A 14,723-nucleotide genomic window follows, 5' to 3' on the forward strand; every position below is an offset into this window, starting at 1 on the left:
CCCGCCCGCCCCGCTCCAGCCGCAGATCGATCCTGCCCGCCCCGACTGGGAAAATCCGGCCGTCAATTACATTGGCAAGCTGCCGGCGCACGCGACGGCCTTCCCGTTCGAGACGCGCGCCAAGGCGCTGACCGCCGACCACGCGCGATCGTCACGCTTCCTGTCGCTCAACGGTCCATGGCAGTTCAGCTTCTCTCCCGATGCCGACACCTTGCCCACCGGGTTCGAGCGCCCGGATTACGACGCGTCGCAGTGGAAGACGATCAAGGTGCCCGCCGACTGGCAGACCGAGGGCTATGACCAGCCGCGCTACAACAACATCGCCTATCCCTTCCCCGCCAACCGCCCGCTGATCCCGCACGCGACCAACCCGGTCGGGTCGTACCGCCGCACGATCCAGTTGCCGGCGGGCTGGTCCGGGCAGGACGTGGTGCTGCACATCGGCGCGGCGGGTTCCGCCTATAAGGTGTGGGTGAACGGCAAGCCGGTCGGTTATTCGGAGGACAGCAAGCTGCCGTCCGAATTCGATGTCACCCGCTTCGTGACGCCGGGCGCGAACACGATCGCCATCCAGGTGTTCCGCTGGTCCGACGGCAGCTATCTGGAGGATCAGGATTTCTGGCGCGTCTCGGGGATCGAGCGCGAGGTCTATCTGATGGCCGCGCCGCGCACCCGCGTGCGGGACGTGTTCGTCCATGCCGGGCTGGATGCGGCGTATCGCGACGGGAGGCTGGCGGTCGACATGGCGGTCGCGCCCGGCGCGGCGGTCAGCGCACGCTACGTGCTGATGGATGGCGACCGCATCGTGTCGCAGGGGCGCAGCGCGCTGGCGGCGAGCGAGGCGGAGCGCAAGACGACGCTCGACGCGACGGTGGGGAACGTGAAGCCGTGGAGCGCGGAGACCCCCAACCTCTATACCTTGCTGGTCGAGCTGTATGACGCCAAGGGCGCGCTGATCCAGTCGACGCCGCAGCGGATCGGCTTCCGCACCGTCGAGATGAAGAATGGACTGGTCAGCGTCAACGGCAAGCCGATCACCATCCGCGGCGTCAACCGCCACGAACATGACCCCGAGACGTTCCACGTCGTCAGCCGCGAGTCGATGGAACGCGACATTGTCCTGATGAAGCGCAACAACATCAACGCGCTGCGGACCTCGCACTATCCCAACGACCCGTATCTCTACGAACTCGCCGACCGTTATGGCCTATATGTCATGGACGAGGCGAATATCGAGAGCCACGCCTATATGGAGATGGGGAACAACTTCCCCGACCATCGCAGCGTCTATCAGCTCGGCTTCGATCCGGCATGGAAGTCCGCGCATGTCGACCGCGTGCTCAACATGGTCGAACGCGACAAGAACCACCCGTCGGTAATCTTCTGGTCGCTGGGCAACGAGGCGGGGATCGGCCCGAACTTCGCCGCTGCCGGCACCGCCGCCAAGGCCCGCGATCCGGGTCGCCTCATCAGCTATCTCGGCTGGGGCACCTATGAGGGCGTGCAGCAGCACCGCACCAACTGGTTCGCCGACATCTATGCGCCGATGTACGATCCGGTCGCCAAGATGGTCGATTACGCGACCAACTGGAATTACAAGCAGCCGATGATCCAGTGCGAATATGCGCACATGATGGGGAATTCGGGCGGCAACCTGAAGGAATATTGGGACACGATCTACGCCCATCCCGACAAGCTGCAGGGCGGCTTCGCCTGGGACTGGGTCGATCAGGCGATGTACCGCTACACGAAGGACGGGCGTCGCTATTGGGGTGACGGCGGCGAATACGGCCCCAACCCGGGCGGTGACATCGAGTTCGGCGACGGGATGTTACAGGCCGATCGTACCCCGAACCCGCAATTGTACGAGATCCGCAAGGTCTATGCGCCCGTTCAGTTCACCGGCTATGACGCCGGCACCGGGCAGCTGACCGTCGCGAACCATCACGATTTCCTGGGCGCGGACGGCTATGACTATGGCTGGGAAGTGCTGGAGAATGGCGTCGCGGTCGCGCGCGGCGCGCTGCCCGCACCGACCGTCGCCGCACATCAGACTGCGAAGGTCGCACTGACCCCGACCGGCTTCACCCGTCGCCCTGGTGCCGAATATGTCCTGACCGTCAGCTATCGTGCGAAGGCCGACACCGCCCCCGGCGTGAAGGCGGGGACATTGGTCGGCTGGGAACAGTTCGCACTCGGCGACACGCCCGCGCCTGCCGCACTGGCGGACAGCGGGCCGGTGACGCTGGACAGCAAGGGCGCGACAATCCGGCTGGCGGCGAACGGCACCGAGCTGGTCATCGACCGCAAGACCGGGCTGATCGACCGTTATGCGCAGAACGGTCGCCTGCTGCTGTCGGGCGGCGCGCCGAACTTCACCCGCGCGCTGACCGACAACGATCTCGGCGTCGGGACCGAGAAGCGCAACCTGCCGTGGCAGCGCGCCAGCGACGAGCGCATTGTCGAGAGCATCGACACGAAGAAGCTGCCCGGCGGCGGCGCGCAAGTGACGGTCAACTGGCTGACCGGCGGCAATGTCGCGCGCTTCGCCGCGACCTATCGCATGGCCGCCGACGGCAGCGTCGCGGTGACGGGGGACTTCCAGCCGCTCGACACGACGCTCGGCGATCCGCTGCGCGTCGGTCTCTCCTATGTCACGCCACGCGATTTCCAGACCGTGCAATGGTACGGGCGCGGGCCGCACGAAAGCTACAGCGATCGCAAGACCAGCGCGCCGCTGGGGCTGTGGCGCGGCGATATCGCGGCGCAGAACCACGACTATCTCCGCCCGCAGGAAACCGGCAACAAGGTCGACGTGCGCTGGATGGAACTGGTGCGCGGCGCCGATGGCGGGTTGCGCGTCACCGGCGACCGGCCGCTGTCGATGAACGCGCTCGCCTTCCCGTACAGCGAACTTAGCCGCCGCACGCCCGGAACGCGCAAGAGCACGGACATCGTGCCGGGCGCGAACGGCAGCCTCCTGGTCGACGCTGCGCAGTCGGGCGTCGGCGGCGATACGCAATGGAGCGACTGGGGCCGCCCGCTTGAGGCGTACCGGATCAAGGTCGCGCCGCTGCGCTACGGCTTCACGCTGTCGCCGGTGGCGGACGACCGCCACGGTGCGGGCGCGAAGCCGGCGAGCGCGACCGGCGAGGAGTGACGGCGCCGCGCCCGCCCGGTCCGGCACTGGACCGGGTCGGCGATGCCCGAAAGGTCTTGCGCGGCACCGCTCGCCCGCGCGATGCGTTGCGCCTCTCGCCGTAGAGGAACCGACACGATGGCGACCGAAGCTCCCGCCGATCCGCCGACGCCGCGCCGGCTGCACGCCGCGCTGCGGCTTGGCTGGCTCGCGCTCGGCTTCCTGTTCGTCGCGCTGGGGGTGATCGGCGCGCTGCTGCCCCTGATGCCGACGACGATCTTCCTGATCCTCGCCACGGGCTGTTTCGCGCGCTCCTCGCCCCGGCTGGAGGCGTGGCTGCTCGATCATCCGCGCTTCGGGCCGACGTTGCGCGCGTGGCGGCGCGACCGCGCGATCCCGCGCCGCGCGAAGATGCTTGCCTGTAGCGGCATCGCGGGCGGCTATGCGCTGTTCCTGCTGACCGCCGCGCCGCGCTGGCCGCTGGCGGTGGCGGTCGCGGCGATCATGGCCGGCTGCGCGCTCTATATCGTGACCCGCCGCACCGCGCGCTGATGGCGGGGCGTATCAAGCGCAAGGCGGGGCTTGCCGCTGCCGCCGCGCGCACCGAACGGGAGAGCGCCGCTCCCGACGTCTGCGCGCTCTGCGGACGCCCGCTCGGCCGTCGCGTCGAATGGCATCACGTCGTTCCGCGCAGCGAGGGCGGCACGCACACGGTGCCGCTGCACCCGATCTGTCACCGCGCGATCCACGCCAGTGCCGACAATGTCACGCTCGCACGCGCCGGGACGCTGGAGGCGATCCGCGAACGACCGCCGCTGGCACGATTCCTCCGCTGGATCGCCGACAAGCCGGCCGACTTTCACGCGCCGACCCGGCGTGCTCGCGAGTCGTCGCAATAAGGCGATATTGCGGCGCAGCACGGCGGGTGTGGCGGGATTGCGGCGGCGCCGTTCATCGCGCCGCAAGGAACCGTGGCTTTCCCGCAACAGTAAGTTTGTTCCATGCAATTGCGGCGCTTTTCTCCGCAACCAAGCCGCGAAGGCGCGGTTAAGGCAGTCCCCGGCCCGGTCGCATCGCTTTGTTGATGCGGACACCCCGGGCAACGAAACTAGTTAGAGGTATTGTATGCGTAAGCTCGTTCTTGCGGCCGTTGCCGCGTCCGCCGCGTTCGTCGCCACCCCGTCGCTGGCGCAGGACGCCACCACGACCGACACCTCGGTCGCGACGGCCCCCGACGGCACGCGCGCGTTCGGGATCGAGCCATATGTCGCCGTCCGCGGCGGCTGGGAAGAATTCCAGAGCGACAGCGTGCCCGGCGCCCCGCGCGCGGACAAGCTGAACGGCTCGCTGGTCGAGGGTCTCGCCGGCGTCAACATCCCGCTGGGCCCGGTGTTCGTCGGCGCCGAAGGTAATGTCGCCAAGGGCATCTCGGGCGACATCGACTGGCAGTACGGCGCCGCCGGCCGCTTCGGCTTCCGCGCTGGCGACAGCGGCCTGATCTACGGCAAGGTCGGCTATCAGTGGGTGAACTTCGACAAGCGCGTCGACACCAGCCGCGACTTCCACGACGTCACCTACGGCATCGGCTTCGAGGTCGGCCCGAAGGACATCGGCCTGGGCGGCATCACCAGCAACTCGGGCATCCGCCTGCGTGGCGAAGTGTCGTCGTTCGGCTGGACCAACAGCTTCCGCCCGACTCTGGGCATCGTCGCGCACTTCTGATGCGCTGACGACGGGTTTCCGGTCGCCAAGGGAGCTTCAGGCGACCGGTCCGCACCAGTTGCGTTTCGTGCGGGGAGAAAAGGGCGGGGCCAAAAGGCCTCGCCCTTTTCCTTATGCGTCGTTGACCGGCGCTACCGCCGTCGCCGCTTCGCGACCGGCACCTGGGCCTTCAACTGCGTCAGCAGCGCCTTGGCGGCGGCCGTTTCGGCTTCCTGCTTGCTGGTCCCCTCGGCGGTCAGTTCGTCCTTGCCCACCGCGACCTTCACCGTGAAGCGCGGCGCATGGCCCGGCCCGGAGCGATCGACGATGCTATAGGCCGGCACCGCGCGCCGGTTCGCCGCCGCCCATTCCTGCAACGCCGATTTGGGGTGTTGCGGCGCGCTGTCGCCGGCGTGGATGCGATCGGCCCACAACCGCCGTACCGCCGCGCGCGCCGCGTCCAGCCCGGCGGTGCGGTATAGCGCGCCCAGCAGCGCCTCCATCACGTCGCCCAGCAGATTGTCGCCGTGCTGCGCGCCATCGTCGCGCGCCTGCTTGCCGAGCCGGACATGCGCCGTGGCGCCGATCCCGCGCGCAACCTCGGCGCAGACGGCCCCCGTTACCAACGCATTGAACCGCCGCGACAATTGCCCCTCAGGCTCGTCGGGGAACGTTTCCCACAGCCACTCGGCCATCACCAGCCCAAGCACACGGTCGCCCAGGAACTCCAGCCGCTCATAGCTGTCGCCCGCCTGCCCAGAAGCATGGCTAGAATGGGTCAGCGCGCGGACGAACGGCGCGGGATCGTCGGGCACGACGCCCAGCGCCTGCCCGATCCACGCCGTCAGCTCGTCATGCGCGCTCAGAAGCCGTGCCCGATCCGGTCGAGACGCGCCGCCGATACCCAGGTCCACGGCTTGATCCATTCCGCCGCGCCGTTGGTCGACCAGAAGGTGACCAGCGCCTTGCCCTCGATCCGCTCCATCGGAATATACCCCATGCCCTCGGGCGGCGCGAAGCGGCTGTCGGCGCTGTCGTCGCGATTGTCGCCCATCAGGAACACGTTGCCGGCCGGCACGCGATAGACGTCGGTATCGTCGGCGATCGGCAGATTGCCCTGGTCGAGCACGTTGTAGCTCTTGCCGTTCGGCAGCGTCTCGCGGAACTGCGGATAGCGACAGATCGGCTGACCGCCAGCATCCACGTCCTGAAACGGCGCGCCGCATTTCTCGGCGGGAAAGTTGGGTGTCAGCGGCACGATGAAATCGGCGACGCGCTGTTTCGGGATCGCCTTGCCGTTCAGGAACAGCTGCCCGCTCTTCATCTGGATCGTGTCGCCGGGCAGGCCGATCACGCGCTTGATCACGTCATGGTCGTCCGGCCCCATCGAGCGGAACACCACCGTGTCGCCGCGCGCCGGATCGTGCGCGAAGATCCGACCCGGGATCAGCGGGATGCCCCACGGCAGCGACCAGCGCGAATAACCATAGTTCCACTTCGACACGAACAGGTAATCGCCGATCAGCAGCCGGGGCAGCATCGACTCCGACGGGATCGAAAAGGGCGAGAAGATGAAGCTGCGCAGGATGAAGACGAACAGCGCCAGCTTCAGGAGGAAGCGGATCGTCTCGTTCGTTTCCGAACGCGCGGGCTTGCCGGGGGCAGCGGGGGTGGCCATGAAGCACCGCGTCGCGCAACCGCCGCGTCGCGTCAAGCGGGAGCGTTGCGGGCGTTGAACGGTTGTGCACCGCAACAGGTCAGAAGGATGAAGCAGATGGCGGATTGGTCAAGGATCGAGGCGCTGCCGGCCGAGCGGCTGGAGACGCTGTTCGCGAACGATTCCGGCCGGCTGGCGCGGCTCTCGCTGGATGTCGCCGGCATTCACTTCGACTGGTCGAAGACGCACCTCACCCCCGATGCGGTCGCGGCATTCGAGGCACTAGCCAGGGAAACCGATCTGGCCGGCCGGCGCGAGGCGATGTTCGGCGGGAGCCATGTCAACGTCACCGAGGATCGGCCGGTCGAGCATACCGCCGAGCGTGGCGAGGGTAAGGCCGAGAGCGTCTCGCGCGCCGCTTCCTATCACGCGCGGATGCGCGCGGTGATCGACGCGATCGAGGCGGATGCGTTCGGCCCCATCCGCCACGTCCTGCACGTCGGCATCGGCGGCTCGGCGCTGGGGCCGCATCTGCTGATCGACGCGCTGGGGCGCGACAGCGACCGCTATGACGTCGCGATCGTCTCCAACGTCGACGGCATGGCGCTCGACGATGTGTTCGACCGTTTCGATCCCGCGACGACGCTGCTGGTGGTCGCCTCCAAGACCTTCACCACCACCGAGACGATGATGAACGCCGAAAGCGTCATCGCGTGGATGAGCGGCGCGGGCGTCGAGGATCCCTATGGCCGCGTGATCGCGCTGACCGCCTCGCCCGAAAAGGCGATCGATTGGGGCGTCGACGAGACACGGATCCTGCCCTTCTCCGAAGGCGTCGGCGGCCGCTATTCCTTGTGGTCCTCGATCGGCTTCCCGGCGGCGATCAAGCTGGGCTGGGAACAGTTCCAGGAGCTGCTCGACGGCGCGGCGGAGATGGACCGGCACTTCCGGCTTGCGGCGCTGCACGAGAACGCCCCCGCGCTCGCCGCCTTCGCCGACCTCTATTACACACAGGTCCGCCATGCCGAGACGCGCGCGCCCTTCGCTTATGACGAACGGCTGCGGCTGCTGCCGAGCTATCTCCAGCAGCTGGAAATGGAATCGAACGGCAAGGGCGTGACCGTCGATGGCCAGCCGGTCGGCCGCCCGACCGCCGCGATCACCTGGGGCGGCGTCGGCACCGACGCGCAGCATGCGGTGTTCCAGCTGCTGCATCAGGGCACGCACCTGGTGCCGGTCGAGTTCCTCGCCGTGATCGAGGCCGGCGACACCCTGCCCGCCGAGCACCACCGCCAGCTGCTGCTCAACGCCTTCGCGCAGGGGGCGGCGTTGATGAAGGGCAAACAGGCCGAGGATCCCGCGCGCAGCTATCCGGGCGATCGCCCGTCCTCGACATTGCTGCTGGAACGGCTCGACGCCCGAACGCTGGGCGCGCTGATCGCCTTTTACGAACATCGCGTGTTCGTGAACGGCGTGCTGCTCGGCATCAATTCCTTCGACCAGTTCGGCGTCGAGCTGGGCAAGGAAATGGCCAAGGCGGCGGCGCAGGGCGGCGGCGACTTCGACCCGTCCACCAACGACCTGATCGCGCGCGCCGGACTGGCATAAGCGCGGCCGACCGCCTATGTGTATGGCTCTGCGGAGCCATACACATGCGGACCAATATCGACATCGACGACGATCTGATGGCAAAGGTCATGCGGATCACTGGCAAGCGAACCAAGCGTGACGCCATTCACGAAGCGATGGCGCGACTGGTCGAGATCGATCAGCAGACCGCCATTCGTACCTTGCGCGGCACGATCGATTGGGACGGGAACCTAGACGATATGCGGACCAGCAAATATATCCCTGCCGACCTATGATCCTCGTCGATACGGGTGTCTGGATCGATTATTTTGGCGGCACTCGAACACCGCAAAGCGACTGGCTGGACAATCACCTATCGTCGCGACGTTTCCTCGTCGGCGATCTCGTCCTGCTGGAAGTGCTGCAGGGGTGTCGGACCGATCGACAATTTGACACGCTGCAGACGGCGCTTGGCGGTTTTCGGCGGATCACGATCGTCGATGACGGTGTGGCGGTGGCCGCTGCATACAACTATCGTACGCTACGCGCTCTCGGCATCACGATCAGAAAGACCATCGACACGCTGATCGCCACCCGCTGCATTCTCGCCGACGTGCCGCTGCTTTATAGCGACCGCGACTTCGATCCGTTCGTGCGGCATCTTGGCCTCCGCTCGGCCATGCAGGTGCCGACGCACTGACCGCCCTGTCCTACACGCGACCCGCCTGATACCAGCGCGGCACGGCACCATCCGCCGCCCCGCAGGTTCATTATCCAACGCGTGATCGTCTCAACATTCGCAACATTCGCATCTCCCGGAGCCTTTCCATGTCCGATTTCGACTACGACCTTTTCGTCATCGGCGCTGGCTCGGGCGGCACGCGCGCGGCGCGGGTGTCGGCGGCGCATGGCGCGAAGGTGGCGGTGGCCGAGGAATATCGCGTCGGCGGCACCTGCGTGATCCGCGGCTGCGTGCCCAAGAAGCTGCTCGTCTATGGCGCGCATTTCGCCGAGGACCTGCGCGATGCGCAGCAATTCGGCTGGGACGTGCCCTCCGACTGCAACTTCTACTGGCCCCGCCTGCGCGACAACGTGCTGAAGGAGGTGGACCGCATCAACGCGGCCTACACCACCACCATCGAAAGCTCGGGCGCGGAAATCATCCACCAGCGCGCGACCGTCTCCGGTCCCAATGAGGTGACGCTCGCCGACGGCACGAAGAAGACCGCCAAGACGATCCTGATCGCGGTCGGCGCGCATCCGGCGGTGCCCGAATGCCCCGGCCACGAACATGGCATCACCTCCAACGAAGCCTTCCATCTGGAAAGCATCCCGAAGCGGATCCTGATCGCGGGCGCGGGCTATATCGCCAACGAGTTCGCGGGCGTCTTCCACCAGCTTGGCGCGCACGTCATCCTGATGAACCGCACCAAGGAGATCCTGCGCGGTTACGACCTGCAGATCCGCGACCGCCTGCTCCAGATCAGCATGATGAAGGGGCTGGAGTTTCGCTTCGACGCCGCCTTCCAGGGGATCGAGAAGCAGGAAGACGGCTGCCTGACCGTCCATATGTCGAACCACGAGCCGGTCACCGTCGACCTCGTGATGTTCGCGACCGGGCGCAAGCCGAACACATACGGTCTGGGGCTGGAAACCGCCGGGGTCGAGCTCGACGATCATGGCGCGGTGAAGGTCGATGACGACAACCGCTCCACCTGCCCGTCGATCTACGCGGTCGGCGACGTCACCAACCGTATCCAGCTTACCCCCGTCGCGATCCGCGAGGGACAGGCGTTCGCCGACAATCTGTACGGCGGCAAGAACACCAAGGTCGATTACGAATGCGTCCCCGCCGCCGTCTTCAGCCACCCGCCGCTCGCGGGCGTCGGGCTGACCGAGGCGCAGGCGCGGCAGAAGCTGGGCTCGGTGAAGGTCTATTCGTCGGACTTCCGCCCGATGAAGAACGTGCTGGCGGGCCGCGACGAACGCGCGCTCTACAAGATGGTCTGCGACGGCGAGACCGACCGCGTCGTCGGCATCCACATGATCGGCCCCGACGTGCCGGAGATTATCCAGGCGGCCGCCGTCGCGGTGAAGGCCGGGCTGACCAAGGCGCAGTTCGACGCCACCGTCGCGCTCCACCCGACGATGGCGGAAGAACTGGTCCTGCTGAAGTAGCGATTCGTCATTCCCGCGAAGGCGGGAATCCAGAACCTCTGACGTTGCGGCCCTTGCAGCGAGCAGCGTGTCTGGATTCCCGCCTCCGCGAGAATGACGAAAGTGGGGCGGCTCACCCCACGCCGCCCCGCACCGAAGGGATCACCGCCGCCGTCATCCGCGCCAGACACACCAGCCGCTCCGCCTCGTCGGTCACCCGGATCGTCCACACCTGCGACGTCCGCCCCTTCGCCTCGCACGTCGCGGTGGCATATACGAACCCTTCGCCCACCGGCCGCAAGTGATTGGCGTTGATCTCCATCCCCACCGCCGCGAATTGCGTCGGATCGACGGTCGCCATTGCCCCGACCGAGGCGACCGTCTCGGCCAGCGCGACCGACGCCCCGCCATGCAACCGGCCGTACGGCTGGCGCGTCCGCTGATCGACCGGCATCCGCGCACGGATCCAGTCGTCGCCCGCCTCCACGAACTCCATGCCCAGGAACCCCGGCATCGACCCCGCACAGGCGGCGGTCAGCGCGTCGAGGTCGAGCGGTCGGTGCCAGATGGTCAAGGTCGATCTCCGAACGGCAGGATGGTGCGATATTGGTCGAGCGGCGGCGCGCCCGGCACGATGCGATGGCGGCTCAGCAGGAAGGCGTGCCGGACGATCTCCGCCTGCTGCTCGATCCCGTAGCGCTCCAGCCGCCAGCCGGGCCGGATCGCATAATCGTAGCGGCAGAACGGATGGCGCTTCAGCGGCAGGAAGATGCCCTTCTGATGCTGCCAGACATGGCACATCTCATGGATGAACAGCCCCTGATCGTCGATCGACGCAGCAGCGAAATCCTCGCGGCACAGATCGCCCTTGGGGTGGAAATGGATGCACCCGCGCGGCGCCATCACCGTCTCGCGCGGCTGGAAGAAGGCCCATTTCCCGCGCACGATCCGCACCGGCGCATAATCGATCGCCTCACCATAAACCGACCGCGCCAGCGCCACCTCGCCGTCGGTGAGCGGGCGCGCTACAGCCATTCAGCGATCCCACCGATCAGCATGAAGGGGCTATACCCCGTCCGTCGCGAACACAGGCTGTCGAGCCCCCAGATCGCCACACATCCCACCGCCAGCGCGCCGCCGATCCCCAGCGCATCGATCATGTCGACCATCTCGCCACTGAGGCAGCGATAGGCGATCACGCAGGCCACGGCTGCGACGGCGAGTTCTGTCAGGAGAAAGCCGAGGAACAGCAACATGCCCCGCAGCCCATCGACCTCGTCGTTCGGCGGCCGATACGGCGGCTCAGTCCGGCGCGACATCGCCCGCCGCAATGACCTTCGCCGACGCCTGCGCCGCGCTGCCGTCGGCGAAGCGCAATGTCAGCGGCAATGTCGTTCCTGCCGTCGCGGTCGCGGGTACGCCGAACAGCATCACGTGCCGCGCGCCCGGCGCGAAGGTCACCGTCGTCCGCGCGGGCACCGGCACGCTCGCCAGCGAGTCCATCGTCGCCATGCCGTTCCCCGTCATGCGGCTGTTGTGGAGTTCCGCGCGCTCGACGCCCGCCACCGCGACCTGCGTCAACACCATGTCGCTCGCGCCGCCATGCAGCAGGAAATAGGCCGCCGCAGGCCGCCCCGGCACCGCCGCCAACCGCACGTAAGCATGGTCGACGACCGGCGCGGCGCTGGGCGAGGAACAGGCGGCGACAGCGAACAGCGGCGCGATGATCCAGCGGCGTTGCATCCTATCTCCCTCTTTGTCGGACCGGGTGTAGGTGCCGCGCGACGCCGGAGCAAGCCGCGCATCACGACCGCCGCCGCGCGTCGGCATTCTTCGTCCGCAACGTCGGTGCGGCACCCGCCGGGTCATCCGGCCACGGATGGCGCGGATAGCGGCCGCGCATCTCGCGCGCGACATCCTTCCAGCTCCCCTGCCAGAAACCGGGCAGGTCGCGCGTCGTCTGGATCGGCCGCCCGGCAGGAGAGGTCAGCGACAGGACCAGCGGCACGCGCCCCTCCCCCACCACCGGATGCGTCGCCAGCCCGAACAGCGCCTGTACGCGCAGCTCGACCGTCGGCCCCGCCTCCGCGCCATAATCGATCGCGTGCGTCGATCCCGCCGGACTGGTGAAGTCGGCGGGCGCGAGCCGTTCGACCTGCCGCATCGCATCCCAGCCCAGCAGGTTGCGCAGCGCCTCGGTCAACGCCCCCGGTGCAATCGCATCCAGCCGCCGCTTCCCCGCGAGCAACGGCGGCAGCCAATCGTCGATCCGCTCCCGCAGGGTCGCATCGTCGAGCGGGATGCCCGCGAACCCCGCCCGCGTCCGCAGCGCCCTCGCGCTCTCCGACCACGGCAGCGACGCCATGCCGTGCGCGCGAACACCATCGACCAATGCCGCCACCAGCACCGCCGGATCAGCCTGCGTATCCGGACCGCTTGAAAGACGGATCGCTCCCAGCCGCCGCTCCCGCACCGGCTGCACGGCGCCGGTCGCCGCGTCGAAAGCGGCGGTGCGACGCGTCTCGATCCGATCGGCGAACATCGCCTCGACATCGCCCGGTTCGATCGTCGCGGCCGACAGGATGCGCGCGCCCGCCGCCATCCCCTGCGTCTCCGCGACCGCCAGCCATTCCGCGCGTGCCAGCGGAGACGTCGCGTCCAGCTTGAACCCGCGCCCGCCCGCCGATACCCAGCGCTCGCCACTCGCATCGCGCCGCCGCGCCACCCGGTCCGGGAAGGCCAGCGCCACGCATTCCGCTATCGTCGCGCCCGAGCCCCCACGCCCCGCCATCACCGCCCAGCGCTTCGCCAGCCCGCGCGCGCTCTCCGCTTTGGCCGAGCGATCCCCGCGCCAGCGCCGCAACCGCAGCTCCAGATCGGCATCCGCCCCGCCCAGCCCGCGCTCCTGCAACAGCACCGCGACCTCGGCGGCCAGCCGTTTGTCGCCCGCCTTCAAGAGCATGTGCGCGAGGCGCGGCGTCATCGGCAGCGCGGCGATCCGCCGACCGTGCGCGGTCGGGCGGCCATCATCATCAATCGCACCCAACGTCCGCAGCCGCGCGCGCGCCTCCACCACCGCCGCCTCGGGCGGCGCGTCGATCCACTTCAGCGCGCGCGGATCCGCGACACCCCACAGACCGCACGCCAGCACCAAGGCCGACAGATCGGCCTCCAATATCTCCGCCTGGTCGAAGCGCGGCATCCCCGCCGTCGCCGCCGCCTCCCACAGGCGATAGGCGACCCCCGGCCCCTGCCGCGCCGCGCGCCCGGCGCGCTGCGTCGCCGCCGCCTGCGCCGCGCGCTCGGTGACCAGCCGCGTCATCCCCGCCGCGCGGTCGTACCGGGGCCGGCGCGCCAGCCCGCTGTCCACCACGATGCGGATGCCGTCGAGCGTCAGGCTCGTCTCCGCGATCGAGGTCGCCAGCACCAGCTTGCGCACGCCATCCGGCTCGGGCCGGATCGCCGCCCGCTGCTGCGCGGGATCGAGGCTGCCGTGCAAGCGGTGCAGCCGCACGCCGGGCAGGTCGCCGATGCGCTCGGCGGTCCGTTCGATCTCGGCGACACCCGGCAGGAAGGCAAGCAACCCGCCCTCCGCTTCGCCCAGCGCGCGGCGGATCGCGGCGGCCATGGAATCCTCGATTCGCGCCTCCGCCGCGCGCCCGATATGGCGCAGCTCCAGCGGGTGGCTGCGTCCCTCGCTCTCCACCACCGGCGCACCGTCCATCAACGCCGCAAAGCGCGCGCCGTCGAGGGTCGCCGACATCGCCACCACCCGCAGGTCGGGCCGCAACCCCGCTTGCGCATCCAGCGCCAGCGCCAGCCCGAAATCGCCGTCCAGGCTGCGCTCATGCACTTCGTCGAAGAGGATCGCCGAGACGCCGGTCAGTTCGGGATCGTCCTGCAACCGCGCGGTCAGGATACCCTCGGTCAGCACCGTCACCCGCGTCGCGGCCGAGCGTTTGGTGTCGAGCCGCGTGGCATAACCGAACGTCTGCCCGACCGGCTCCCCCGCCTGCGCCGCCATCCGCTCGGCCGCCGCGCGCGCGGCAAGGCGGCGCGGACTGGTGATGAGGATTTCGCCCGAGCACCATGATTGGTCGAGGAGCGCCGGGGCGACCGCCGTCGTCTTGCCCGCGCCCGGCGGGGCAACGAGCACCGCAGAGGATCGCACGGCCAGCACGCCGAGCAGGTCGGGAAGGACGGCATGGATCGGCAGCTCACTCACCCGCTGCCTGTGGCAGACCGCCGCGCGCTTGAGAACACCGCCGCCCCACCCTGAGCGTCATTGCGAGCATAGCGAAGCAATCCAGCGACGAATCAGGACGCACTGGATTGCTTAGCTATGCTCGCGATGACGGACCGGGCATCAATCCGTCAGCGGCTCGAACTCCGCAGATTCCGTCGCCCCTGCGCAGGCACGGGCCCATGTCTGCACAATTCGGCCGGGAAGGCCCGACACAAGCACGGCCCTCCCATGTCAGCCGCTCACCTCAATTCGAC

15 protein-coding genes are annotated in these 14,723 nt (G+C 68.3%); 8 read left to right on the top strand and 7 right to left on the bottom strand.

Annotated features, from left to right (window positions below; all coding sequences use genetic code 11):
* From NS334_RS01505 to NS334_RS01520, 4 genes are all read left to right on the top strand, one after another.
* On the top strand, positions 1-3,160 hold a 3,160-nt coding region (locus NS334_RS01505), incomplete at its 5' end, for a glycoside hydrolase family 2 TIM barrel-domain containing protein (RefSeq protein ID WP_058754217.1).
* A 117-nt stretch (positions 3,161-3,277) separates the two neighbouring features.
* On the top strand, positions 3,278-3,691 hold the full coding sequence (locus NS334_RS01510; RefSeq protein WP_058754218.1) for a YbaN family protein: 414 nt from the start codon (positions 3,278-3,280) through the stop codon (positions 3,689-3,691).
* Complete coding sequence (locus NS334_RS01515) at positions 3,691-4,038, top strand: HNH endonuclease signature motif containing protein (RefSeq protein WP_058754219.1); 348 nt, start codon at positions 3,691-3,693, stop codon at positions 4,036-4,038. The genes NS334_RS01510 and NS334_RS01515 overlap by 1 nt, the downstream gene beginning before the upstream one ends.
* Positions 4,039-4,264: 226 nt before the next feature.
* Complete coding sequence (locus tag NS334_RS01520; protein WP_058754220.1) at positions 4,265-4,861, top strand: hypothetical protein; 597 nt, start codon at positions 4,265-4,267, stop codon at positions 4,859-4,861.
* A 131-nt stretch (positions 4,862-4,992) separates the two neighbouring features.
* Here the strand turns inward: NS334_RS01520 and rnc are convergent, their stop codons facing one another.
* Positions 4,993-5,748 (bottom strand): ribonuclease III, encoded by a 756-nt coding sequence (gene rnc, locus NS334_RS01525; protein WP_241491776.1) that lies wholly within the window; start codon positions 5,746-5,748, stop codon positions 4,993-4,995.
* Positions 5,703-6,518, bottom strand: a complete 816-nt coding sequence (gene lepB / locus NS334_RS01530; RefSeq protein ID WP_058754221.1) for a signal peptidase I — start codon at positions 6,516-6,518, stop codon at positions 5,703-5,705. The genes rnc and lepB overlap by 46 nt, the downstream gene beginning before the upstream one ends.
* A 96-nt stretch (positions 6,519-6,614) precedes the next feature.
* Here lepB and pgi point away from each other — a divergent pair, with 96 nt between their 5' ends.
* From pgi to gorA, 4 genes are all read left to right on the top strand, one after another.
* Positions 6,615-8,105, top strand: a complete 1,491-nt coding sequence (gene pgi, locus NS334_RS01535) for a glucose-6-phosphate isomerase (protein WP_058754276.1) — start codon at positions 6,615-6,617, stop codon at positions 8,103-8,105.
* Between the two features lie 44 nt (positions 8,106-8,149).
* Positions 8,150-8,362 carry a type II toxin-antitoxin system VapB family antitoxin gene (locus tag NS334_RS01540; RefSeq protein WP_058754222.1) on the top strand — a complete coding sequence of 71 codons (213 nt, stop codon included), beginning with the start codon at positions 8,150-8,152 and terminating at the stop codon, positions 8,360-8,362.
* Positions 8,359-8,766, top strand: a complete 408-nt coding sequence (vapC, locus tag NS334_RS01545) for a type II toxin-antitoxin system VapC family toxin (protein WP_058754223.1) — start codon at positions 8,359-8,361, stop codon at positions 8,764-8,766. Before NS334_RS01540 ends, vapC begins: the two co-directional genes overlap by 4 nt.
* A 128-nt stretch (positions 8,767-8,894) precedes the next feature.
* Complete coding sequence (gene gorA, locus NS334_RS01550) at positions 8,895-10,244, top strand: glutathione-disulfide reductase (protein ID WP_058754224.1); 1,350 nt, start codon at positions 8,895-8,897, stop codon at positions 10,242-10,244.
* Between the two features lie 112 nt (positions 10,245-10,356).
* On the opposite strand, the gene NS334_RS01555 is transcribed toward gorA, so the two are convergent.
* From NS334_RS01555 to hrpB, 5 genes are all read right to left on the bottom strand, one after another.
* A complete protein-coding gene (locus NS334_RS01555) occupies positions 10,357-10,797 on the bottom strand; it encodes a hotdog fold thioesterase (RefSeq protein ID WP_058754225.1) in 441 nt (146 codons plus the stop codon).
* Positions 10,794-11,258, bottom strand: a complete 465-nt coding sequence (locus NS334_RS01560; protein ID WP_058754226.1) for a hypothetical protein — start codon at positions 11,256-11,258, stop codon at positions 10,794-10,796. Before NS334_RS01560 ends, NS334_RS01555 begins: the two co-directional genes overlap by 4 nt.
* On the bottom strand, positions 11,249-11,479 hold the full coding sequence (locus NS334_RS01565; RefSeq protein ID WP_153002539.1) for a hypothetical protein: 231 nt from the start codon (positions 11,477-11,479) through the stop codon (positions 11,249-11,251). The genes NS334_RS01560 and NS334_RS01565 overlap by 10 nt, the downstream gene beginning before the upstream one ends.
* A gap of 46 nt (positions 11,480-11,525) precedes the next feature.
* A complete protein-coding gene (locus NS334_RS01570; RefSeq protein ID WP_058754277.1) occupies positions 11,526-11,966 on the bottom strand; it encodes a copper chaperone PCu(A)C in 441 nt (146 codons plus the stop codon).
* Positions 11,967-12,027: 61 nt separating this feature from the next.
* Positions 12,028-14,448: an ATP-dependent helicase HrpB gene (gene hrpB, locus NS334_RS01575; protein WP_058754228.1), complete on the bottom strand. Its 2,421-nt coding sequence runs from the start codon at positions 14,446-14,448 to the stop codon at positions 12,028-12,030.
* Between the last annotated feature and the right edge of the window lie 275 nt (positions 14,449-14,723).

This window comes from Sphingomonas endophytica (assembly GCF_001476895.1).
Taxonomy (GTDB): domain Bacteria; phylum Pseudomonadota; class Alphaproteobacteria; order Sphingomonadales; family Sphingomonadaceae; genus Sphingomonas; species Sphingomonas endophytica_A.